This window comes from Planomonospora antibiotica, assembly GCF_014647955.1.
Taxonomy (GTDB): Bacteria; Actinomycetota; Actinomycetes; order Streptosporangiales; family Streptosporangiaceae; genus Planomonospora; species Planomonospora parontospora.
Genome location: NZ_BMQE01000039.1, coordinates 32604 through 56117, shown reverse-complemented (window position 1 = coordinate 56117; position 23514 = coordinate 32604). Strand labels below are relative to the sequence as shown.

19 protein-coding genes are annotated in these 23514 nt (G+C 71.5%); 7 read left to right on the top strand and 12 right to left on the bottom strand.

The genetic code is table 11. The annotated features are described in order from the left end of the window. Positions 1-69: 69 nt before the first annotated feature. From narI to IEZ06_RS27295, 7 genes are all read right to left on the bottom strand, one after another. Positions 70-801, bottom strand: coding sequence for a respiratory nitrate reductase subunit gamma (gene narI / locus IEZ06_RS27325; RefSeq protein WP_203872380.1), 732 nt, complete (start codon positions 799-801; stop codon positions 70-72). Beyond that, positions 798-1424, bottom strand: coding sequence for a nitrate reductase molybdenum cofactor assembly chaperone (gene narJ, locus IEZ06_RS27320; protein WP_229798761.1), 627 nt, complete (start codon positions 1422-1424; stop codon positions 798-800). Before narJ ends, narI begins: the two co-directional genes overlap by 4 nt. Next, positions 1421-3085 (bottom strand): nitrate reductase subunit beta, encoded by a 1665-nt coding sequence (gene narH, locus IEZ06_RS27315; protein WP_189239548.1) that lies wholly within the window; start codon positions 3083-3085, stop codon positions 1421-1423. The genes narJ and narH overlap by 4 nt, the downstream gene beginning before the upstream one ends. Then, positions 3085-6819, bottom strand: coding sequence for a nitrate reductase subunit alpha (locus IEZ06_RS27310; protein ID WP_189239547.1), 3735 nt, complete (start codon positions 6817-6819; stop codon positions 3085-3087). Before IEZ06_RS27310 ends, narH begins: the two co-directional genes overlap by 1 nt. Before the next feature lie 363 nt (positions 6820-7182). Further along, the gene (locus tag IEZ06_RS27305; protein ID WP_189239546.1) at positions 7183-7620 is read right to left on the bottom strand and encodes a hypothetical protein; all 438 of its coding nucleotides are present in this window, start codon (positions 7618-7620) and stop codon (positions 7183-7185) included. After that, positions 7617-10301 (bottom strand): multicopper oxidase domain-containing protein, encoded by a 2685-nt coding sequence (locus tag IEZ06_RS27300; protein ID WP_189239545.1) that lies wholly within the window; start codon positions 10299-10301, stop codon positions 7617-7619. The genes IEZ06_RS27305 and IEZ06_RS27300 overlap by 4 nt, the downstream gene beginning before the upstream one ends. Positions 10302-10439: 138 nt before the next feature. Next, the gene (locus IEZ06_RS27295; protein WP_189239544.1) at positions 10440-10853 is read right to left on the bottom strand and encodes a pyridoxamine 5'-phosphate oxidase family protein; all 414 of its coding nucleotides are present in this window, start codon (positions 10851-10853) and stop codon (positions 10440-10442) included. A 193-nt stretch (positions 10854-11046) separates the two neighbouring features. Between IEZ06_RS27295 and IEZ06_RS27290 the strand changes: the two genes are divergently transcribed. The 4 genes from IEZ06_RS27290 (at position 11047) to IEZ06_RS27275 (ending at position 15112) form a co-directional block, all read left to right on the top strand. Beyond that, positions 11047-13362, top strand: coding sequence for a phosphoketolase family protein (locus IEZ06_RS27290; RefSeq protein WP_189239543.1), 2316 nt, complete (start codon positions 11047-11049; stop codon positions 13360-13362). A 190-nt stretch (positions 13363-13552) separates the two neighbouring features. Further along, entirely contained in the window at positions 13553-13924 is a 372-nt protein-coding gene (locus tag IEZ06_RS27285; protein WP_189239542.1) for a spore germination protein GerW family protein, read from the top strand. 207 nt (positions 13925-14131) lie between these two features. Beyond that, positions 14132-14827, top strand: coding sequence for an alpha/beta hydrolase (locus tag IEZ06_RS27280; protein ID WP_189239541.1), 696 nt, complete (start codon positions 14132-14134; stop codon positions 14825-14827). A 45-nt stretch (positions 14828-14872) separates the two neighbouring features. After that, a complete protein-coding gene (locus IEZ06_RS27275; RefSeq protein WP_189239540.1) occupies positions 14873-15112 on the top strand; it encodes a hypothetical protein in 240 nt (79 codons plus the stop codon). 302 nt (positions 15113-15414) lie between these two features. Here the strand turns inward: IEZ06_RS27275 and IEZ06_RS27270 are convergent, their stop codons facing one another. Further along, a complete protein-coding gene (locus IEZ06_RS27270) occupies positions 15415-15774 on the bottom strand; it encodes a hypothetical protein (RefSeq protein ID WP_189239539.1) in 360 nt (119 codons plus the stop codon). A gap of 537 nt (positions 15775-16311) precedes the next feature. Beyond that, the gene (locus IEZ06_RS27265) at positions 16312-16932 is read right to left on the bottom strand and encodes a TetR/AcrR family transcriptional regulator (protein WP_229798759.1); all 621 of its coding nucleotides are present in this window, start codon (positions 16930-16932) and stop codon (positions 16312-16314) included. Positions 16933-17026: 94 nt separating this feature from the next. On the opposite strand from IEZ06_RS27265, the gene IEZ06_RS27260 reads away from it, so the two are divergent. Continuing rightward, positions 17027-17821, top strand: coding sequence for an alpha/beta fold hydrolase (locus IEZ06_RS27260; protein ID WP_189239537.1), 795 nt, complete (start codon positions 17027-17029; stop codon positions 17819-17821). Between the two features lie 14 nt (positions 17822-17835). Next, positions 17836-18411: a dihydrofolate reductase family protein gene (locus IEZ06_RS27255; protein ID WP_189239536.1), complete on the top strand. Its 576-nt coding sequence runs from the start codon at positions 17836-17838 to the stop codon at positions 18409-18411. 81 nt (positions 18412-18492) lie between these two features. Here IEZ06_RS27255 and IEZ06_RS27250 read toward each other — a convergent pair whose 3' ends face one another. Next, entirely contained in the window at positions 18493-20172 is a 1680-nt protein-coding gene (locus IEZ06_RS27250; protein WP_189239535.1) for an ATP-binding protein, read from the bottom strand. Positions 20173-20493: 321 nt separating this feature from the next. Between IEZ06_RS27250 and IEZ06_RS27245 the strand changes: the two genes are divergently transcribed. Further along, positions 20494-21543 carry a tyrosine-type recombinase/integrase gene (locus IEZ06_RS27245; RefSeq protein WP_373293952.1) on the top strand — a complete coding sequence of 350 codons (1050 nt, stop codon included), beginning with the start codon at positions 20494-20496 and terminating at the stop codon, positions 21541-21543. On the opposite strand, the gene IEZ06_RS27240 is transcribed toward IEZ06_RS27245, so the two are convergent. Next, positions 21526-22470, bottom strand: a complete 945-nt coding sequence (locus tag IEZ06_RS27240; protein WP_189239533.1) for an anti-sigma factor RsbA family regulatory protein — start codon at positions 22468-22470, stop codon at positions 21526-21528. The genes IEZ06_RS27245 and IEZ06_RS27240 overlap by 18 nt on opposite strands. After that, positions 22467-23351, bottom strand: a complete 885-nt coding sequence (locus IEZ06_RS27235; RefSeq protein WP_189239532.1) for an MEDS domain-containing protein — start codon at positions 23349-23351, stop codon at positions 22467-22469. The genes IEZ06_RS27240 and IEZ06_RS27235 overlap by 4 nt, the downstream gene beginning before the upstream one ends. Positions 23352-23514 lie beyond the last annotated feature (163 nt).

Below are 23514 nucleotides of genomic sequence, written 5' to 3'. Positions count from 1 at the left end.
GCACGGCGTTCCTCGACGCCGTACCGGTCGGAGCCCGCGCCGCCGGCCCGCACGGGGACCGGCGGCCCCTCAGCGCGACGGCTCCCAGCCGCGCCGGGGAGCGCGGGAGCCGGTCGGCTGCTCGTCGCGGCTGCGGTAGACCACGTACGGCCGGGTCAGGTAACCCACCGGCGCGGTCAGCATGTGCACCAGCCGGGTGAACGGCCAGACCGCGAACAGCACCAGCGCGCTGAGCGCGTGCAACTGGAACAGCAGCGGCGCGCCCGCCATCAGCGCCGGATCCGGCTGGAAGTAGAAGATCGACCGGAACCACGGCGAGATGGTCGTACGGTAGTCGTAGCCGCCGCCGACGATGTTCGCCATCACCGTCGCGGCCAGGCCCAGCACGATGGTGACGGCCAGCACCGCGTACATCAGCTTGTCGTTGCGGGTGGTGGCGGAGAACACCGGGCCGACGGTGCGGCGCCGGTAGATCAGGATCGCCAGGCCGCCGAGGGTGGCCACCCCCGCGATCGTGCCCAGCACGACCGCGACGACGTGGTAGGCGTGCTCGCTGACACCCGCCGCCTCGGTCCAGCTCTTGGGGATCACCAGCCCGCCGATGTGGCCGAGCAGCACCACCAGGACACCGAAGTGGAACAGCGGGCTGCCGATGCGCAGCAGCCTGGATTCGTACATCTGCGACGAACGGGTGGTCCAGCCGAACTTGTCGTAGCGGTAGCGCCACACGTGCCCCAGCACGAACACCGTCAGCGCCACGTACGGCGCCACCACCCACAGCACCACGTCCACTGCGTTCACCTGCTCGCCTCCATCACCGCGTACGGTTCCAACCCGACCTCCTCGGCCGGCGGCCCCTGGGAGGCCAGCCGCAGCGCGGCCTCCTGCTCGCGCGGGCTCGCCGGGCCGAGCGTGGCCAGCACCGCGGCCACCACGCCGGCGTACGGCGAGTGCTCGGCCTCCAGCGCCCTGCGCAGCAGCTCCACCCCGGCCCGGTTCTCCTGCAGCAGCCGCCTGGCCTCCCGCACGGCGCCGCGCGCCGACAACTCGCACACCACCGCCAGGTGGTCGGGCAGCTCACCGTCGGCGAGCTCGAAGCCCGCGCTGCGGAAGGCGTGCTTGAAACGCAGCAGCGCCGCGCCGCGCTTGCGGGTGTCACCGTAGGCGTAGTACGTCAGGTACGGGCAGCAGCGCCGTTTCAGGTCGAACGTCGCCACGTAGTGGGCCGCCAGCTCGACCCGGTCGGCGGCCCGCGCGTGCTCCAGGAAGGCCGCCAGCCGCGTGCGGACCTCTCCTTCCGGCAGGCCGGCCACCGCCCCGGCGAGCACCTCATGCCCGCCGTACAGCCGCTCGTCGGGGTAGCCGAGCAGCACCGAGGCCACCATGTGGGCGGTGCGCAGCGCGCCTTCGTCCAGCGCCGTCACGACTCCTCCTTCTTGCCGTTCTTGGGGAACAGCCCGTCCGGGGTGCCCTTGCCGTCCCAGTTGAGGAGGTTGACCCGGCCGCGCAGTTCGTTCGCCTCGTCCAGGTCGTCGCCGCGCTGGCGCTCCTTGAGCGCGTGGAAGTTCTCCACCGCGATCGGGGCGGGCATGCCGGAGGCCTCACCGAACGGGCCGTTCATGCCGGGCCCGCCCTCGTAGTCGAGGCTGCAGCCGCTGCCCAGCGCCAGCTCCTCCAGCTGCGCGCCCTGCTCGGCGTGCGCCTTGGGGATGACGTAGCGCTCGTCGTAGGCGGCGATGGCCAGCAGCCGGTGCATGTCCTGCACGCCCTGGCCGGTCATGCCGACCGCGGCCGCGATCGACTCGTCGGGCTCCTGGCCCAGGTTGAGGCGGCGCATGTAGGAGCGCATCGCGGCCAGGCGGCGCAGCACCGCCCGCACCGGCTCCGGATCACCGGCGGTGAACAGCTCCGCCAGGTACCCGATCGGGATGCGCAGCGCGTCGATCGCCCCGAACAGGTTGCCGGCGTCCTCGCCGTCGTGGCCGGTGCCGCTCAAGACGTCCACCACCGGCGACAGCGGCGGGATGTACCAGACCATCGGCATCGTCCGGTACTCCGGGTGCAGCGGCAGCGCCACCCCGAACTCGAAGATCAGCTTGTGGATGGGCGAGTTGCGCGCCGCCTGAAGCCAGTCCTCCGGAATGCCCTCGGCGCGGGCCGCGGCGATCACCGCGGGGTCGTGCGGGTCGAGCATCACGCCCTTCTGCGCTTCGAGCAGGTCCTTGTCGTCGGCGACGGAGGCCGCCTCGGTCACCCGGTCGGCGTCGTACAGGATGATCCCGATGTAGCGCAGCCGGCCCACGCACGTCTCCGAGCAGACCGTGGGCAGGCCCACCTCCACCCGCGGGAAGCAGAACGTGCACTTCTCCGCCTTGCCGGTGCGGTGGTTGAAGTACACCTTCTTGTACGGGCACCCCGTCACGCACATCCGCCAGCCGCGGCAGCGGTCCTGGTCGACCAGGACGATGCCGTCCTCGGAGCGCTTGTAGATCGCCCCCGACGGGCACGAGGCGGCGCACGACGGATTGAGGCAGTGCTCGCAGATGCGCGGCAGGTAGAACATGAACGCGTTCTCGAAGTCCAGCTTGACCTGGTCGGAGACCTTGCGCAGCACCGGGTCGGCCGGCGCCAGCTCCGGACCGCCGGCCAGGTTGTCGTCCCAGTTCGCACTCCAGCTGATCTTCGTGGGCTCGCCGGTGATCAGCGAACGCGGCCGCGCCACCGGCGTGTCGGCCTGCATCGGCGCGGAGAACAGGCGGTCGTAGTCGTAGGTCCAGGGCTCGTAGTAGTCCTGGATCGACGGCATCAGCGGATTGGCGAAGATCGAGAACAGCTTCTTCAGCCGCCCGCCCGCCTTCAGCTTCAACCGGCCGCGGGAGTTGAGCTCCCAGCCGCCCTTCCACTTGTCCTGGTCCTGGTAGGTGCGGGGGTAGCCCTGCCCGGGACGGGTCTCGACGTTGTTGAACCACACGTACTCGGTGCCGGCCCGGTTGGTCCACGCCTGCTTGCAGGTGACCGAGCAGGTGTGGCAGCCGATGCACTTGTCGAGGTTCATCACCATGGCCAGCTGTGCCATGACGCGCATCAGTAGTCGACCTCCTGGTTGCGGCGGCGGATCACGGTGACCTCGTCACGCTGGTTACCGGTCGGCCCGAGGTAGTTGAACGCGAACGACAGCTGGGCGTAGCCGCCGATCAGGTGCGTAGGCTTGATCATCAGGCGGGTCAGGGAGTTGTGGATGCCGCCGCGCCTGCCCGAGGTCTCGCTCTTGGGCACGTCCACCACCCGCTCCTGGGCGTGGTACATGTACACCGTCCCGGCCGGCATGCGGTGCGAGACGATCGCGCGCGCCACCACGACGCCGTTGCGGTTGACCGCCTCCACCCAGTCGTTGTCGCGGATCTCCGCCCGCGCGGCGTCGGCCGGGCTCATCCAGATCGTCGGCCCGCCCCGCGACAGCGTCAGCATCAGCAGGTTGTCCTGGTACTCCGAATGGATCGACCACTTCGAATGCGGCGTCAGGTAGCGCACCGTGATCCCGTCGGCGCCGGGCTCCCCGGCCGAGCCGATGCCCGGCTCGCCGAACAGCGCCGTCATGTTCAGCGGCGGCCGGTAGACCGGCAGCGCCTCGCCCGCCTCGTGGATCCAGTCGTGGTCGAGGAAGAAGTGCTGGCGGCCGGTCAGGGTGTGCCAGGGCTTGCGGTGCTCCACGTTGATGGTGAACGCCGAGTAGCGGCGCCCGCCCGTCTCACTGCCCGACCACTCCGGCGAGGTCGTCACCGGCACCGGCCGCGCCTGCGTGTCGGCGAACGTGATCTTCTTGTGCTCGTCGGCGAGCCCGTCGAAGCTCGTGCCGGTGCGCCGGCCCAGCGTCGCGAACCCCTGCGCCGCCAGATGCCCGTTGGTGGTGCCCGACAGCGCCAGGATCGCCTCGCACATGTGGGTGTCGCGGGCCAGCGACGGCCGCCCGTCGGCCACCCCGCCGCGCACGGTGCCGTTCATCCGGCCCAGCCGCTCGATCTCCCCCGACACGTCGTAGGTCAGGCCCTTGGTGGTGGCGCCGAGTCTCTCCATCAGCGGCCCGAGCGCGGCCATCTTCTGCGCGATCGCGCCGTAGTCCCGCTCCACCGTGACGATCTTCGGGAAGTCCCGGCCCGGCACCGGCGTGCGGCCCTCGGCCCGCCAGTCGCGCACCACCCCGCCCGGCGTGGCGAACTCGTCCGGCGTGTCGTGCAGCAGCGGCACCGCCACCACGTCCTTGCGCACCCCCAGATGGGTGGCGGCCAGCGCGCTGAACGCCTCGGCGATGGAGGCGAACGCCGCGAAGTCGGTGCGGGTCTGCCACGGCGGGTCGATCGCCGGGCTGAACGCGTGCACGAACGGATGCATGTCGGTGGAGGACAGGTCGTGTTTCTCGTACCAGGTGGCGGCCGGCAGCACGATGTCGGAGAACAGCGTCGTCGACGTCATCCGGAAATCCAGCGACAGCAGCAGGTCGAGTTTGCCCTGCGGCGCCTCGGGGTGCCAGCGCACGTCACCGGGACGGTGCGCGGGCCCGGCCTCGGTCGCGCGCAGCGAGGAGTCGGTGCCCAGCAGGTGCCGCAGGAAGTACTCGTTGCCCTTGGCCGACGAGCCCAGCAGGTTGGCCCGCCACACCGTCAGCACCCGCGGCCAGTTGGCGGGGGAGTCGGGATCCTCGCAGGCGAAGCCGAGCTCCCCGGCGGCGACCTTGGCGGCGATGTACGGCCCGGCCTCCTGCCCGGAGGCCGCCGCCTCCTCGGCCAGCTCCAGCGGGTTGCGGTCGAACGTCGGATACGACGGCATCCAGCCCAGCCGCGCCGACGCCGACAGCAGGTCCGCCGTCGCCTTGCCGGTGAACGCGCCCCCGCCCAGCGGCGAGGAGACGGTGCCGGCGCTGTAGGTGTCGTAGCGCCACTGGTCGGTGTGCAGGTACCAGTAGGCGGTGCCGATCATCTGCCGGGGCGGCCGCGACCAGTCGGTGCCGAACGCCATGTGCGCCCAGCCGGTGACCGGCCGGCACTTCTCCTGGCCGACGTAGTGCGCCCAGCCGCCGCCGTTGACGCCCTGGCAGCCGGTCAGCGTGGTCAGCGCCAGGAAGGAGCGGTAGATCGTGTCCGAGTGGAACCAGTGGTTCGTCCCCGCCCCCATGATGATCATCGATCGGCCGCCGGACTCCTCGGCGTTGCGCGCGAACTCCCGGGCGATCTTCACGGCCTTCGCCGCGGGCACCCCGGTGATCGCCTCCTGCCAGGCCGGCGTGTACGGCGCCGACGCGTCGTCGTAGGAGACCGGCCAGTGCCGCTCACCGCCGGCCTCCGGCCCGGTACCGGTGCCGCCGGCGCGGCTCGAGCCGCCCGGCCGGGCCACGCCGTACTGGGCGAGCATGAGGTCGAAGACCGTCGTCACCAGCCGGCCGGCGACCTCGCGCACCGGCACGCCGCGCCGCAGCACCCCGCCCGCGCCCTCACCACCGGCCTGGTCGCCGGCCTGGTCGAAGCGGGGCAGCAGCACTGTGGCGTTGCGCCCGCCGTGCAGGCTCAGCAGCGGGTCCACCCCCTGCAGGTCGAGGTTCCAGCGGCCCTCGCCGGCCTGCGCATAGCGGAAGCCGAGCGAACCGTTGGGCACCACCGGCTCACCGGTCGCCGCATCCAGCAGCACCGTCTTGAACGCCGCCTCCTCGCCGGCCTCCCCGAGGTCGGCGGCGGTCAGGAACTTGCCCGGCACGTACCCGCCGCCGTCGCGCTCGGTCAGCGCCACCAGGAACGGCAGGTCGCTGTGGCGCTTGACGTAGTCGGTGAAGTACGGCACCTGCCGGTCGACGAAGAACTCCTTGAGGATCACGTGCCCCATCGCCATGGCCAGCGCCCCGTCGGTGCCCGGATGCGGCGCCAGCCACTCGTCGGCGAACTTCGTCGCGTCGCTGTAGTCGGGGGTGACCACCACGACCTTCTGCCCCCGGTAGCGCGCCTCGGTCATGTAGTGCGCATCCGGGGTGCGCGTCACCGGCACGTTGGAGCCCCACAGCATCAGGTAGGACGCGTCCCACCAGTCGGCCGACTCCGGCACGTCGGTCTGGTCGCCGAACACCTGCGGCGAGGCCACCGGCAGGTCGGCGTACCAGTCGTAGAACGACAGCATCGTGCCGCCGATCAGCGACACGAACCGGGCACCGGAGGCGTGCGAGACCATCGACATCGCCGGGATGGGGGAGAACCCGGCGACCCGGTCGGGACCGTAGGCCTTGATGGTGTGCACGTGCGCGGCCGCGATGATCTCGGTCGCCTCGTCCCAGGTGACGCGGACCAGACCCCCCCTGCCGCGCGCCGACTGGTAGCGGCGCCGCTTGTCCTCATCCGCGGTGATCTCCGCCCAGGCCGCCACCGGGTCGCCGAGGCGCGCCCTGGCCTCCCGGTACATCTCCACCAGCACGCCGCGGGCGTACGGGAAACGCACCCGGGTGGGGGAGTAGGTGTACCAGGAGAACGCCGCGCCGCGCGGGCAGCCGCGCGGCTCGTACTCCGGCCGGTCGCCCCCGACGCTGGGGTAGTCGGTCTGCTGCGACTCCCAGGTGATGATGCCGTCCTTGACGTAGACCTTCCACGAGCACGACCCGGTGCAGTTCACCCCGTGCGTGGAGCGCACCACCTTGTCGTGGCTCCACCGGTCGCGGTAGAACGCGTCCGCCGCCCGGCCGCCGATCTGGTGCAGCGTCCGCAGGTCGTCGGAGACCGTCCCAGCGCGCAGATGCCGGCCCAGCCGCAGCAGCGCGTCGTCGACCGGCCCGTCCATGCCCGCCATACGTGATCCTCTTTCTCTCGTCACAGACCGCACATCCCCGCAACGCCCGCTTTCATGACTTTTTTCTCCGTCATCGCGCGGCCGGGTCCTCCGGGCAAGGGCGCGGCCGGAGCCCGGCCGCGGGATCCGTTCCGGGTCCCTGCAGCCCCGGAGCAGGCCCGGGGCGCCGTCCCTCATCCTCCCGACAGGGCATATCCCGGCCTCAGGGTCTTTAGTCCCGCCGGTCAGGCCCAAAGGCCCAAAGATCTCCACAGACCACCCCCCGCCCCGCGAGCCGACCCGGGCCGGCGAAGAGACAGGGGAAGGAGCAGGCGAAGCGGCCGGGCGGAAACGGCGTGCGGCGGCCGGGGGAGCGGGCGGCGCTCAGGTGGCGGGCAGCGCCGCGGCCAGCAGCACCACGCCCACCGACCCCACCAGCGCCGCCACCGCCGAAGCGCGCGCCAGGGCGGGCCGGCCGGCGCCGACCGCCCACCCGTGCAGGCCCGCCGCGGCCATGACCGCACAGAACAGCACCAGCTTGGCCGCCAGCACCCGCCCGTAGCCCGGCTCGGCCAGCGACGCCCACGTGACACCCTTGCGCCAGGCCAGCACCACCCCCGTACCGAGCTGCACCGGCAGGAACACCGCCCCGGTGAACATCCCGAAGCGGCGGCCCACCGCGCGCATCACCCCGTCACGCCGCCCGCCGTCCAGCGACCGCCGCACCAGCGGCAGCACCACCAGCGACACCGTCAGCTGCCCGCCCACCCACAGCGCCGCCGACAGCACGTGCGCGAACCGCACCACCGTCCACCAGGTCACCGCGCCCCCACCTCGAACAGGCCGTGCGCGCCGCCCTCGGCCTGGCGCATCGTGTGGTCGACCACCGGATAGGTACCCGCCTCGGGGAAGACCAGCTCGGCGAACCCCCCCTGCGCCGGCGCCAGGTCCAGCACCTGCGCCCCGCCCGGACCACCGGCGCGCAAGCGGTAGGCGCCCTCGGCGTAGACGGTGTCGAACGGCGCCCCCACCACGTGCAGCGCCGTACCCGAGCTCGGCCCGGCCGCCACCGCCCAGATCCGCACCCGCTCACCGGCCCTCGCCTCCAGCGGGGCGTGGTCGTAGCCGGCCGCGGTGCCGTTGAACATCCACCCGTCGGGCCGGCCCTCGCGCAGCTTGACGACCTGCGCGTCGCCGCCCGGCTCGCCCAGGTACAGCTCACCCTGGACCAGCAGGTACTCGCGGTCCACCCGTGCCAGACCCGGCGGGTCGACGACCACGGCCCCGTACATGCCCGAGGCGATGTGCTGGGTCATCGGCACGGTCGAGCAGTGGTACAGCCACGCCCCGGCCAGATCCGCCCGGAACCGGTAGGTCAGCCGCTCACCCGGCTGAATCGTGCGCATCACCTCATCGGGGGCGTTGGCCCCGGCGTGGAAGTCGATGCCGTGTCCCATGGTGCCGCCGTTGACGAACGTCACCGTGAACACGTCCCCGACCTTCCCCCGCAGCACCGGCCCGGGGACGGTCCCGTTGAACGTCCACATCCGCTGCCGCACCCCGGGCGCGACCTCCAGCACCGCACGGTCGTCCACCCGGACCTCCACCTGGTGCTCGGTGCCGCCGGGCGCGGGCTTCAGCGCCGCGTCGTACGGCCTCCACCCGGGCGACATCGCCGCCCCCAGGTCCAGGCCGGTCCCCGCAGCGCCCCCGGCGCCCGTACCGGCCTGCGCTCCGGCCGTCGCGCCGTGCGCGCCGTGCCCCGTCCCCGCCGTGTTGTCCCCCGCAGTGCCCGCACCCGGCCCGGCGAGCGCGCCCACCGGTACGATCCGCAGCGTCATGCCCGCGGCCCGGTGCCCGGCCACCGTGCACCAGCCCTCGACCTGCCCGCCGAGCGGCGCCAGCGTCAGCACGGCGCTCTGCCCGGCCCCCAGCATCGGGGTGCGCTCCCCGCTGCCCAGCCGCAGATCGTGCCGCTGTGCGTCGGTGTTGGTGACGCGCAACGTCAGCACCGTGCCGGATGCGGCCTCGATCACCGCCGGCCGCACCCGCATCCCCGACAGCGTCACCTCGACCGTCTTCGCGCCGGTCGCGGTCACCACCGGACCGGAACCCGTACCACCGGTGACGGCCACGACGACCGCGGCGGCCGTCAGCAGGCATCCGGCGACCGCCCCGGCCAGCGCGGGGGAGACGACCGCCTTCCCCCTCCCGCCCCGAGCACCCGCCCCGGCCAGCGCGGGCCGGACCCGCTCGGCGGAGGCGGCCCGTCCCAGCGCCACCCCGGCCAGCACGACGAACGCCGCCGCCGGCACCAGCACCAGCGCCCAGCCCAGCAGCGCCAGTGGCCGCGGCACCGCCAGCGCCAGCAGCGGCACCCCGGCGTTGAACGCGGCCAGCCGGACCGTCCAGCCGCGCTCCAGCAGCGCCGCGTTCTCCTTGAACCGCGCCGGACCGCCGCCCAGCACCGCCGGCAGCAGGTGCAGCAGCGAACCCAGCAGCACCTGGCCGACGAACCCGGCCACCACCAGCGGCACCAGCGGCTCCAGCCCGGCCGCGACCTCACCCGCCGGGCGGGTCGCCACGACCACCACGTCCGCGACCAGCGCCACCTCGAACCACACGACACCGGCGCCCAGCATCCAGGCCGCCCCGGTGTGCGGGCGGCGCGCCCGCACCGCTTCGGCCAGCGGCACCAGCGCCGCCAGCGCCCCGGCCGCGTACACCGCCGCCCCGGCAGCCGCCACCGGCCGCAGATCCGACAGCAGACCCCCCACCAGCAGCACCAGCCCGGGCACGGCCAGCCGCAACCCGACCAGGGAGGCCCGCCGCGTCCGCTCCGGCATCCGGGTGCGCAGCACCGTCGGCCACAGCGTGAACAGCGTGCCCAGCACGGTCAGGCCCACCCAGCCCAGCAGGTTCGCCTGCGCGTGCGCGGCGTGCAGCCGCTCGTGCACGGCGCCGTGACCGGCGTGCACGGCCATCAGCCCGCCCAGCGTGCCGCCGGCCGCCAGCGCCCCGGCCGCGCACACGTACCAGGCGATGACATGGCCGAACCGGCCGGGCAGCGCCCGCCGCGCCAGCCGCACCAGCGCCGCGGCGTGCCACACCACGACCACCACGATCACACCCGCCCCGCCGGCCGCCACCGCCGCCGGACCGGCCGCCACACCGTACAGCACGGCCACCGCCGCGGCGTTCAACAGCCCGATCCGGGCCAGGCTCCAGCGCGGATCCGGCGTGCGGGCGCGCAGCAGCGCGACGGCGAAGTGCTCGCTCCAGATCAGGATCGCGGTGCTCACCGCGCCCAGCAGGAAGACGTGGATCAGCAGCCAGCGCGGCGCCGGCAGCCCGTCACCGGCCAGCGCCACCACGACCGTCAGCCCCAGCCACGCCACCACGAGCGCGTTGGCCCGCAGATGCCAGGGCGCGCGGCGGCGCACCGGTCCCGGCGGCGGCCCGGGAGGCGGGCCCTTCTCGATACGCACCTCGACCGATGTCACCTCGGGTCACCTTCCCATCGATGCCCGGGTGCGCCCGCCGCACCAGCGCGGCGGCGCACCCGGCGAACACGAGCAGCGCGAGCTCGGCGGGCAGCCCGCCGGTCACGGGCGACCTGGCGGAACTGCTGTAGCCGCCGCTCAGTCCCGCTGATCGATGCGCCGGCCCGACACCTGCTCGGTGGCGATGACGATGAAGTGGTCACGCGTGCCCGGCGCCCACGGCGTCAGCGGCAGCGCGGCCAGCCGGTCGGCCTCGACCGGGTCCTCCACCGCCCGCGCGTGCCCGACCACCGTCACCGACCACCCGGTGCGCGCGGCCGGATCGAACTCGTCGACCTCGAAGGCGACCACGGTCCGGCGCGTGGCGGCGGCCAGCTTGGAGCCGACCGTCGTACGGATGACGATGTCCTCCCCGTCGAGGCAGAAATTCACCGGCTGCACCGCCGGCAGAGCACGGTCGGTGAAGACGATCCGGCCGATGGGGCACGAACCCAGCAGACTCATGCACTCCTCGTAGGAGAGCACCTGCAGGCCGGCCGAGTCGAGTCTCATGCCCCCAGCCTCGCAGACCGCCCACCTGCGGGATCAGGGGCGAAAGTCCCTTCATCGCCCGCCGGACGCCCTCCACACCCCCCACCACGGGACGCCGAGCCCGTACGGCTCCCGCACCCGAGGCGGACATCCATGATCGAAAAAGGACCTTCTCCCCTAGATGATCATGGGAAAAGGGGGAACCGTCACCCCCATGGAGAAACTGCAGCGCATCGACGCCTACTGGCGAGCCGCCAACTACCTGTCGGTCGGACAGATCTACCTGCTGGACAACCCCCTGCTCACCGAACCCCTCGCAACCGAGCACATCAAACCCCGCCTGCTCGGACACTGGGGCACCACCCCCGGACTGAACTTCTGCTTCGCCCACCTCAACCGGATCATCGCCGAACGCGACCAGGACATGATCTACATCGCCGGCCCCGGCCACGGCGGACCCGCCGCAGTCGCCCACGCCTGGCTCGAAGGCTCCTACACCGAGAAATACCCCGACATCACCCAGGACGCCGCAGGCATGCGGAAACTCTTCCACCAGTTCTCCTTCCCCGGCGGCGTCCCCAGCCACGTCGCCCCCGAGACCCCCGGCTCCATCCACGAGGGCGGCGAGCTGGGATACGCCCTGGCCCACGCCTACGGCGCGGCCTTCGACAACCCGAACCTGGTGGTGGCCTGCATCGTCGGAGACGGCGAAGCCGAGACCGGACCACTGGCCGCCAGCTGGCACTCCAACAAATTCCTCGACCCCTACCGGGACGGCGTCGTCCTGCCCATCCTGCACCTCAACGGCTACAAGATCGCCAACCCCACGGTCCTGGCCCGCATCCCCGAAGAAGAACTCCTCAAACTCATGGAGGGCTACGGCTACCGCCCCCACATCATCTCCGGCGACGACCCCGCCACCATGCACGAACTGACGGCCCGCACCCTCGACACCGTCTTCGACCAGATCACCGAGTTCAAGAACGGCCACGCCGCCCGCCTACCCATGATCATCCTGCGCACCCCCAAAGGCTGGACCGGCCCCCGCCAAGTCGACGGCCTGCCCGTCGAAGGCACCTGGCGCTCCCACCAGGTCCCCCTGTCCAACGTCCGCGGCAACGACGAACACCGGCGCCTGCTCGAAGAGTGGATGCGCTCCTACCGGCCCGAGGAACTCTTCGACGCCGACGGCCGCCCCACGCCCGAGATCCTGCAAACCGTACCCGCAGGAACCCGCCGCATGAGCGCCAGCCCCCACGCCAACGGCGGAGAGATCCTCCGCCCCCTGGCCCTGCCCGACTTCCGCGACTACGCCGTCGACGTCAAGACACCCGCCGCCCAGCACAGCGAACCCACCCGCGTCCTCGGCGCGTTCCTGCGCGACATCATCACCGCCAACCCCCAGACCTTCCGCCTCATGGGCCCCGACGAGACCGCCTCCAACCGGCTCGGCGCCGTCTTCGAGACCACCGACCGCACCTGGAACGCCGAGATCCTGCCCGGCGACGACAACCTCGCCCCCGGCGGCCGCGTCATGGAGGTCCTCAGCGAACACCTCTGCCAGGGCTGGCTCGAAGGCTACCTGCTCACCGGCCGCCACGGCCTGTTCAACTGCTACGAGGCCTTCATCCACATCATCGACGCCATGTTCAACCAGCACGCCAAATGGCTCGACGCCTGCCACGACATCCCCTGGCGCCGCCCCATCGCCTCACTCAACTACCTGCTCTCCTCCCACGTCTGGCGCCAGGACCACAACGGCTTCAGCCACCAGGACCCCGGCTTCCTCGACGTCGTGGTCAACAAGAAGGCCGACGTGGTGCGCGTCTACCTGCCGCCGGACGCCAACACCCTGCTCTCGGTCGGCGACCACTGCCTGCGCTCCCACGACTACGTCAACGTCGTCGTCGCCGGCAAGCAACCCGTCCTGGACCTGTTCACCATGGACGAGGCCATCGCCCACTGCACCCGCGGCCTGGGCATCATCGAATGGGCCAGCAACGACGCCGGAACCGAACCCGACGTCGTCCTGGCCTGCGCCGGAGACGTCCCCACCCTGGAGACCCTCGCCGCCGCCGCCCTCCTGCACGAGCACCTGCCCGAACTGAAGGTCCGCGTCATCAACGTCGTCGACCTCATGCGCCTGCAACCACCCAGCGAACACCCCCACGGCATGTCCGACGCCCAGTTCGACGCCCTGTTCACCCCCGACAAACCCGTCATCTTCGACTTCCACGGCTACCCCTGGCTCATCCACCGCCTCACCTACCGCCGCAGCGGCCACCACAACATCCACGTCCGCGGCTACAAAGAAGAAGGCACCACCACCACCCCCTTCGACATGGCCATGCTCAACGACATCGACCGCTACCACCTGGTCATGGACGTCATCGACCGCGTCCCCGGCCTGGGCACCCGCGCCGCCCACCTGCGCCAGCAGATGTCCGACGCCCGCCTGCGCGCCCGCGCCCACACCCGCGAGCACGGCGAAGACCTCCCCGAGATCCGCGACTGGACCTGGACCCGCTGACGGCGCCCTCCCGGGCCCCGGCACACCCCTCCCGCGGGAGAGGACCGGCGGCGGGAGGGGTGTGCCGGGGCCGGTCCTCTCCCACTCCGGCCCACCACCCCACCGGCCGGACAAGGCATGATCATGGGGGAGAGGAGCACCTGGAACCGCCGCCTCCGGGCGGCCCCCACCAACCGGGAGGACGACCACGATGGACATCATGAAACTGGCCGAGCAGGCCCGCGACGCCACCGCCGTCAACCGCGTGTTCGGCGAACCCGTCACCCGCGACGGCGTCACCGTCATCCCCGTCACCAAGATCGCCGGCGGCGGGGGAGGAGGCAGCGGCAGCGGCAGGCGGCAGGACGGTGCGCACCCCGACACCGGCGAAGGCGCGGGAGGCGGATTCGGACTCCGCGCCGCACCCGCAGGAGTCTTCGTCATCAAAGACGGCGAGGTCCGCTGGCAACCCGCCCTCGACGTCAACCGCATCGTCCTGGGCGGCCAGATCGTCGGCGTGGTGCTGCTGCTGACCATCCGCGCCGTCACCCGCCTGCTGACCCGCCGGCGCGGCAGGCGCTGACGACCGAGGCGCGGAACTGGACGCCCACCTCCTCGCCGCCCGCCGAGCAGGCCCGGCCGCCTCCGCCTCGCCGTACGGAGGCGGCCGGAGCGGAGAATGCACACCACCGTGATTACCGAAATATGACGCTATAGGCCCTTTCATCCAGATGGCACCGGGCACGGGGAGGATGCGCCCGAAGAGCACCCACGGTGAAAGGTGATCGCAGTGCCGACACCGGAAGCGGCCCCCGCCCACACCCACCCGGCCGAAGGAGCCCGGCACGGCCGCCTGACCGCCCGCCCCGCCCTCACCACCGCCACCGCCGAACCCGGTACCCGACGCCTGACCGGACAGGCCCTGCTGCACGTCCCCCGGACCACCCGCCCACCCACCCGCCTGGCCGTCGTCCTCCATGGAGCCGGAGGCACCGCCGGACAAGCCCTGAACTGGCTTTCCCCCTACGCGGACACCGCCGCCGCCCTGCTCCTGGCACCCCAGTCCATCTCATCCACCTGGGACATGATCGCCAGCGGATACGGCCCCGACGTGACCCGCCTCAACGCCGCCCTGCACGAGACCTTCACCCGCACCACTGTCGAACCCGGTCGGGTCGCCGTCGCCGGCTTCTCCGATGGCGCCTCCTACGCGATCTCCCTCGGCGTGACCAACGGAGACCTCTTCACCGCCGTCCTCGCCTTCTCCCCGGGATTCATGGCCCCCCTCGTCCGCCACGGCCGCCCCCGCTTCTACATCTCCCACGGCACCGATGACCGCGTCCTGCCGATCGAACGCTGCAGCCGCCGTCTCGTCCCCCGGCTGCGCAAGAGCGAATACCCCGTCACCTACGAGGAGTTCACCGGCGGCCACGAGATACCCGCGCCCACCGCGGCCGACGCGATGCGCTGGTGGACGCAGGAGTGAACCTCCCGGAAACCGCAACACCCACCAGAACAGGGGGACAAGACCATGGTCCGCAAGAAGATGGAAGGAAACGAACAGCAGCGCCGGGCCGCCGCCCGCAAGGCACGCGAGTCGGGCAAGAACGCCAGCCAGGAGAACGCCACCACGGGAGGCTCCAAGCAGCGCCACTCCCGTCCCAAGAGCGAACCGCACCACCACGAGGAACGCACCTCCTCACCCCACCGCGGCAAGCAGCAGGACATGTCACCGAACACGCAGACCGGCTACCACAGCCCCGACAGCTGACAGGCGCCCGGCGGCGGGGGAGAGGAGGCCCCGGCCCGGGAGGCCTCGTACGCGATCCCGGGCCGGCGGTGACTCCGAACCGCTCATGGCGGAATCGGCAGGTACGCGGCCGGTCGGCTGGAGCACGCCGTCCGCCCCGCCGACCAGAAATCCAGCACCGCCGGGCATGAGTGGACGAAGTATCTCCAGACACCACACGACTCCCTATACCGAACAGAATTCAGCTTCTGTCTGGTATAGGGAGTCGTGTGGCAAAGGTCCGCATCGAGGGCGGCCCAATGCCTTCAATCGGTCCCGCCAGGTCAGCGCAGCCACCGCAGTGCTGCCTCGGCGCAGTCCTCGGGGCTGTTGTTGAAGGCGATGGCCGCATCAGGCGCATGGCGGTGCACCAGGTTGATGACCTTCTCGAACAGGTCGAGCAACGGTTCGTGCTTGCGAATACCACCCCCGATCACCACGCAGCCATAGTCTGCGCGGGCCAACGCCTGCGTGATCGTTCTTTCGGGGTCATCGTCGAGCGCCACCAGGCACCAGTCGGCTTCGAGGTCGTGCTCGTCGAAGCGGGCCTGGCCGCGTGCCATCGCCGCCTGGATCGGCTCCGGATCCCAGCCTTGGATCTTGGCGGGATCGAGGCCGATCACCAGCACGCGCGCCTCTGTCATCCGCTCTCCTTCGTGGAACGCCTTTGCGCCGGGGTGGCGGTCGGCGGCGGTGCGTGAATCCGTCGCTCCGTCGGCGCCGTCTATTTCTCCTGAGAGTACGACGGTATCCCGAAGATGTGCCCCGGTCGCCCCATCGGTCAGAGCGGGTTTGATGCATAATCGCACTTATGCTGCATTTCTGATCCCCTCCCCTCGGTCCGCCGGAGCGTCGTCGGCTCGCCGTCTCTCCGTCGTCCGCCGGAACCGAACCCTCGCGCGGGCCTATTGCCCCTCTTCGCCGTCGTTCTCTTCGTGTCGGCGATCCGTGTTGTGCGCCTCTCCCCCGCCTGTGCGTGCCGTCGGCGGCGAGTGGGTGGTTCCGGTCGGTGAAGAGCACGGTCCGGGGCCGGTGCGCTTCGTTGCCGGCTGGGTCGCCACTCCCCCGGTTGTTGTGCTCCGGGCCTGCGGGAGGTCGCTTCTTCGGCGGGCGCCGGCGGTGGCCGGGAGGATCGGTCCTTTGGCGGCGGCCAGGCCGCCGGCAGTCGGCACGGCGGGCGGTCAGGTGCCGTAGGCGGCGAGGAACACCCGGACGCCCTCGTCGGCGTAGTGGTGGAGTTGGTCTTCGGTGAAGGTCTCCTGCGAGCCGCACAGCATGACCTTGTTCAGCGGGATCGAGATGATCAACCAGGTGAGCTGTTCGGCGGCAAGGCGCGGGTCGGCTGCTCTCAGCCTGCCGCGTTCGTGCAGGGTGGTCAGGCTGTCGGCGAGGAGCCCATGGACGCGGTCGGGGCCGCGCTCGAAGTAGGTGCGGCTCAGTTCGGGGAAGCGGTCGGCCTCGGCGATGACCAGCCGGCGCAGCCGCAACCTGTCCGGCTGCACGAGAAAGGCGATGAACTGGCGCGCCATCGCGCGCAGATCGCCTTCCAGGTCGTCGGAGTCGGCGAGGCTCTTGGTCACCACGGTGAACAGGGCCTCGACCTTGTCGGTCGTGGCCAGAACGATCTGGGTGTACAGGTTCTCCTTGTCGGCGAAATGTTTGTAGACGGTCTGCTTGGAGACCTTTGCCAGCGCGGCCACCTCGTCCATGCTCGTGCCCAGGTAGCCCTTGGTGAGGAACACCTGGGTCGCGGCCTCCATGATCTCCCGTCGCTTGCGCGCGGATCTGCTCTCCCCGTCCATCACGTCTCCTTTCCTCCATCACGGTACTGGACAGCTCAGTACTGTTATCAGTACTGTACCGTCCAGTTCCAGAGAAGAGCCGGAGGGAACACCCATGAACACCGTCACCTCACAGGACGGCACCACGATCGCCTACGACACGATCGGCTCGGGGCCGTCCCTGATCCTGGTCGGCGGCGCCTTCCAGGTCCGCCGCGACCCCAGGTTCGCCGACCTGGCCGCGGCCCTGGCCGCACATTTCACCGTCCTCACCTACGACCGCCGCGGCCGTGGTGACAGCGGCGACACCGGCCCCTACGCCCCGGCGCGGGAGGTCGAGGACATCGTCGCGCTGATCAAGGAGGCCGGCGGCCGGGCACACCTGTTCGGCATGTCCTCCGGTGCGGCCCTGGCCCTGGACGCAGCCGCCGCCGAGACGGCGGTCACGAAGGTCGCCGTCTACGAGGCTCCCTTCGTCGTGGACGACAGCCGCCCTCCGGTGCCCGCCGGCTACCTGGCCGAGCTGAAGTCGCTGCTGGCCGACGGCAGGACCGGCGACGCCGCCGCCCTCTTCCTCACCACCGCCGCCGGCGTGCCGGCCGAGTTCGTCGAGGGCATGCGATCCGCGCCGTTCTGGGCCGACATGGAGGCCGTCGCCCACACCCTGGCCTACGACGGTGAGGTCATGGGCGACACGATGTCCGGTCGGCCTCTGCCCGGCGGCCGGTGGGCCGACGTCACCGCCCCGGTGCTGGTCATCGACGGCGGAGCCAGCGGGCCCTGGATGAGCGGCGCAGCGAACGCCCTGGCCGCGGTGCTGCCCGGCGCCTCTCGCGCGACCCTGGACGGTCAGGACCACGACGTCTCGCCCGCCGCGCTGGCCCCCGTCCTGCAGCGGTTCTACATCTGAAGGAGCGACCGAGCATGCGCAACCTGACCGTTTGGATGCAGATGTCCCTCGACGGCTACACCGAGGGCCCGCACGGCGAGTTCGACTGGCCTGTCGTGGAACCGGAAGTACTCGGCTACTTCGTCGATCTGGCGTCCCGGTTCGACACCTTCCTGTTCGGCCGCAAGGTCTACGAGATGATGGCCGGCTACTGGCCCACCGCCGACCGGCAGGACTCGTCCACCGACTACGAGCGTGCCTACGCCCCGATCTGGCGCGACACCCCTAAGATCGTCTTCTCCGAGACCCTTCAGCACGCTCGATGGAACACCACCGTCATCAACGGTGACCTCGCCGCCGAAGTCACCCGCCTCAAGCAACAGCCCGGCAAGGGCCTGGTCCTCTTCGGCGGCAGCCAGATCGCCCACGAACTCATGGACCTCGGCCTGGTCGACGAATACCGCCTGTTCATCCACCCCACCGCCCTGGGCGCCGGACGCCCCCTGTTCGGCGCAGGCCGCACCGACCTCACCCTGGCCGATGCCAGGACCTTCGACAACGCAGTCGTCCACCTGCACTACAGAACCCGCGCCACGCCTCTCAGCTCATAGCTGCGACGGGCCGATCGCGGCCGCGTCCAGGTATCGGGTCACACCGTTCACTGGGACAGACCCGGCCGGGTGTCTACGGCGTCAGGCCCGGAGGCCTGCGGGCAGGGTGGGCAGCGTGAGGGTGAAGGTGGAGCCCTCGCCGAGGGTGCTGGTGGCGGTGATGGTCCCGCTGTGCGCTTCGGCGATGGACCGGGCGATGGTCAGGCCCAGGCCGATGCCCTGGACGGCCTGTTCGGTGGCCAGGCGGGTGCGGTAGAAGCGGTCGAAGACCAGGGGCAGTTCTTCGGCGGGGATGCCGACGCCGGTGTCGGTGACGGAGATGGACGTGGTGCCGCCGGCGGTGGAGGCGTGGACGGTGACGGTCGCGCCGGGGGGCGATGATTTGATCGCGTTGGACAGCAGGGCGCGGAGTGCGTCGGCCAGGTGGGTGCAGTCGGCGTGGACGTGCCCGACGTCGTCGTCGAGGTGGACGTCGACGGTGTGGCCGTGGCGTTGGGCGAGTTCCGCGGTGGACTGCAGGGCTCGGTCGATGACGGCGCGGACGTGCACCGGTTCGGGGGTGATGAGGAGTTTGCCGGTGTCGATGGTGTTGGCGGTGAGGAGTTCTTCGACCAGGTGGTGCAGGCGGGCGGCGCCGCCGGCCATCGCGTTGAGCATGCGCTGCTGGGAGGGGGGCACCGGTCCGGCGTCTCCTTCCAGGAGCATTTCGAGGTAGCCGCTGATGGCGGTCAGCGGGGTGCGCAGTTCGTGGGAGACGGTGGCGATGAAGTCGTTCTTGGCCTGGTCGAGTTCCTTGAGCCGGGTGACGGTGGCCTGCTCCTGTTCGTAGGCGGCGCGCAGGGCCTCTTCGGCGCGGCGGCGGTCGGTGATGTCGTGCAGGAAGGCGTTGAAGAGCCACTGGTCTCGGTCGCGGATGGGCCAGATGGCGAGTTCGATGGGGAATTCGGTGCCGTCGGGCCGCTGGGCGGTGATCTCGAAGCGCCGGTTGAGGACTTTTGGACGTCCGGTGGTGAGGAAGCGGGCGAGGCCGTCGCGGTGGGCGGCGCGGTAGCGGGGCGGGATGATCGTGTCGGCGAGTATGCGGCCGAGGGCTTCACCGCACGGTATGCCGAACATGTGTTCGGCGGCGGTGTTCCAGCCGATGATGCGGCCGGCGGAGTCCATGGCGATGAACGCCTCGACCGAGGTTTCGATCATCTGCTCGGTGCGGGCCCGGCTGGCCTCGAGTGCTTCGCGGGCTCGCCGCCGGTCGACGATGCGGCCGAGTTGGTGCCCGAGGTTGGCCATGACCCGCATCAGTGGCGCGTCGGGGGGGACGGTGCGGGTGGAGAAGAACTCGAGTACGGCCGCGACGCCGTCGGCGGCCACGACGGGGAAGGCGAACGCGGCTCCCACTCCGAGGTCGGCTCCCTGGTGGGTCCGTACGAAGTTGGGGTCGCGGTCGACGTCGTGCGACCAGACGGGTTCGCCGGTGGCGGCGACTCTGCCGACGATGCCGGCGCCGCTGGTGAAGGCGGTGCGGGCGGTGACCTCGCGCAGGCCGGCGAACTCCTCGGTGGCGCCGACCCAGATGCCGGAGGAGACGAACTCGTCTCCGGATCCGGCGGGGACGCACAGGTGGCCCAGGGGCCAGCCGGTCAGTTTGCAGACGGCCTCGAGCGTGGCCCGGGCGGCGGGTTCGAGTTCGTCGGCGGCCCGTACCGAGTCGGTGGTGCTGTCGAGCAGTTCCACCAGTGCTTTCTCCCGGTCGGTGTCCGGCATGGCCGTCTTCCTTACTTACTTCCGGGAGGCCGGTGGGTCGCGCCGGGCGGCTCGGGGCCGGTGGGCGGGGCGTGGTCGGGGCATGGGTGGTCGGTGGGTCTTCGGCGGCCTGCGCGGTGGCGGGCCGGGTGCGGTCTGGGTCGGTCAGGGGGAGCCTTCCCTGCTCGCGTTCCGGTATGCCGTCTGCGGGCAGGGTTGCGGGGCCGGTGGGCCGGAGGTGCCGGCGCGCCGGTCGGCGGCGTGGGAGGGGGCCGGTCAGCAGGCCGGCCGGTGCATAATTCTGCGCAGCGTGGTGGGAGGCCGTCGTGGCGGATGGAGGCTGTGGTGGGTGGTGATCCGCTGGTGCTCCTGCGGGTGCCGGAGGCTGTGGCGGAGTTCTTGTCCTCGCTGCGGGCGAAGAAGCTGTCGGTGAACACGGTGGCGGGTTATGAGCGGGATCTGCGGCTGGTGGCGGAGATCGCGGCGGGGCTGGCGGGCGTGCCGGTGGCGGAGCTGGAGGTCAGGGCGCTGGCGGGGCGGTTGGTGCGGGGGGCGTTCGCGGAGTTCTCGCAGCCTCGGTCGGCGGCCAGTGTCAACCGGGCGTGGAGTGCGTGGAACCAGTTTCTGACCTTCTGCGTGGCGGAGGGGCTGCTGGAGGGCAATCCGATGGCGGCGGTCCCGAGGCCGAGGCAGCCGGCCAAGGCGCCGAAGCCGTTCCTGGGGGACGGTACGGCGTCGGCGACGCTGCTGGAGCGGATCGCGGCGGGGGCTCGCAAGGCGCGTGATCCGTGGGTGGAGCGGGATCTGGTGGTGCTGGGGCTGGCGCTGGTGACGGGGATGCGGTCGGCGGAGCTGCTGGGGTTGACGCTGGGGTCGATCGGGGGTTCTCCCGGTGATCGGCGGGTTCAGGTGCTGGGCAAGGGGGGCCGGACGCGGTCGCTGCCGATCGAGCCTCCGGTGGAGCAGCTGGTCGAGCGTTACCTGCGCAGCCGGTTGGAGCGGTTCGGGCTCGCTTCGCTGCCGCGGTCGGCGGCGCTGCTGGTGGACACGGCGGGTGAGCCGTTGCGGCGGGGCGGGCTGCAGTATCTCGTGCGGCAGTGCTACCGGTACGCGGGTGTTCATGATCGGGTGCAGCGGGGCACGCTGGTGCACGCGCTGCGGCATGAGTTCGCGACGCGGTTGGCGGAGCGGGGGGCGTCGGCGCATGAGCTGATGGAGTTGCTGGGGCACTCGTCCATCGTGACGGGGCAGGCCTATGTGGCGTCGTCGGCTCGTGAGGTGCGGCGGGCCGCGCAGGGCAATCCGGCGTACGGCGTGCTGGACCGGTTGCTGGCCGGTCCGGCCGCGGCCGGTGGGGGCGGTGGGGGCGGGGCTTCAGTCCTGGGCGGCTGAGGTGAGGGTGAGGTGGAGGCGGACCACGGTGCCGGGGCGGCGGGTGTGGATCTCGACGAGGTCGCACAGCTGGCGTACGACCCACAGGCCTTGGCCGTGGTGGGGGCCGGTGGGGGGCAGGTAGCCGGCGAAGCCGCCGGTCAGGTGGCCGGGGTCGCCGATGTCGCAGATGATTTTGCCCTCGTGGCGGTGGAGCCGTATCTCGCCTGTTCCGCCGCCGTGCTGGACGGCGTTGGTGGCGACCTCGTTCACGGCGAAGACGAGGAGTTCGGTGTCGTCGTCCGATATGCCGAGGGTCGCCGCCTGGGTGGTGACGAAGGTGCGGACCTTGCTGAGGTCGCTGTCGAAGTGCATGCTGGCGCCGTGTCCGTGGTCGGTGAGCCGGTGGTTGCGGGTGTCTTCGAAGAGCTCGGGGTCGGTGTAGAGGGCGCTGGGGTGGGTGCGGGGGCCGGTCGCCAGGTGGGGGTGGGTGCGCCGGGCGTCCTCGACGATCGCGGCGGGGAGGGTCCTGGTGTCGTAGGGGCAGATGATCCAGGCCGGTGAGTCGGCGAAGGCGCGGTTGATGACCGACTCGTAGCGGGTCCATTCGAGGGTCTGCGCGGGGTCGCGGCCGTGCCAGACGGGTTCGCCGATGATGCGGGTCCGCCGGTGGGAGGCGGAGTGGCGGTCGACGTAGCGGTGGTAGGCGGCCAGGGTGCGGCCGGGGGTGGCGTACCAGGCGGCGGCATCGGTGAATTCGACGTGGCGTGCGGCGGTGCCGAGGCTGTCGCGCAGCAGTGCGATGTTGGCCGGGGTGGTGACGGCCAGGACGGCGTCGTCGTTCTCCAGGCCGTCGAGGCAGAATCCGGTGGTGGTGTCCAGGAAGGCCTGGTCGGAGTCGTAGATGAGTGCGTGGTGGATGAGCCCGGTGAGCCGGTCGGTGGTCATGGGCGGTCCGCTTCCGTGGTCAGGACCAGTTGTGGTTCGCGGTCCCAGCCGACCAGGTGCATGATGTCGTGGAGCATGGGGGCCAGGTGCAGGAGCCGGAGCCGCCGGGCGGGGTCGAGGTGGCCGGCGGCGAGGGTCAGGGTGCGCAGGCCGGCGACGTCGATGAACTCCAGTTCGCTCAGGTCCACGTGGATGTCTCCGTCCCAGCCGGTGGCGGTCTGCAGGGCGGCGGCGAGCCCGTGGGCGTTGCCCTGGTCGATGGTGCCGGTCACGCGGATGGTGCGGTGGCCTGCCTGGTAGGCGGGGACGATGCGGACGAGGCCGTCGTGGTGGAGGGCGTTCATCCCCACGACTCCGGGGTGGCAGCGGGTGAAGACGCGGGTGCGGGCGGGGCCGAACCGGCGGGTGTCGTACTGGCAGACGGCGCTGGACAGGCCGGTGGCGAAGACGGCGGCGACCTTGCGTTCGTAGTCTTCGAGTCCTTCGGCTCCGGGCACGTCGCGCAGGGCCCAGCTCATCTCGCCGCTCACGCGCAGGCCGGCGTGGCCGTCGCGCAGGCTGCGTTCGGTCTCCTCTTTGAGGGCTGCGACCATGGCGTCGGGGTCGAAGCGGCCGCCGGCGAGGTAGCTGTCCTCGGCGGTGCGCACGCTCAGCCGGCCGCTGCGCAGGGCGGCGGTGAGGTCGGCGGCGGGCAGCCAGGAGTGCACGGTCTCGGGGTCTCGCCGGTCGGTGAAGTACAGGACGCGCTCGCCGCGGGCCAGGCCGCCGGTGATGAAGGCGGCGGCCACTTCGCGCTGCTCGGCGTCTTCGGAGAAGGGCAGGCACAGGTGGTCGCCCGGTTCCACGTCGCGGACCTGGCGGACTACGGCGCCTGCTGTCATCGGGGCGGCCTCGCGATCTGCGCGGTGGTGTCGGCGGGAGGGGCGGCCGGGTCGGCGGGTGCCGGGGTGTCGCGGGCCCGGTGGAGCGGTGTCGGCCGTCTCATCCTACGGTGTCGGGGGCGGCCGGGTGCCGGTGGGCTGTGCGGGGGTCCGGGCGAGGGGT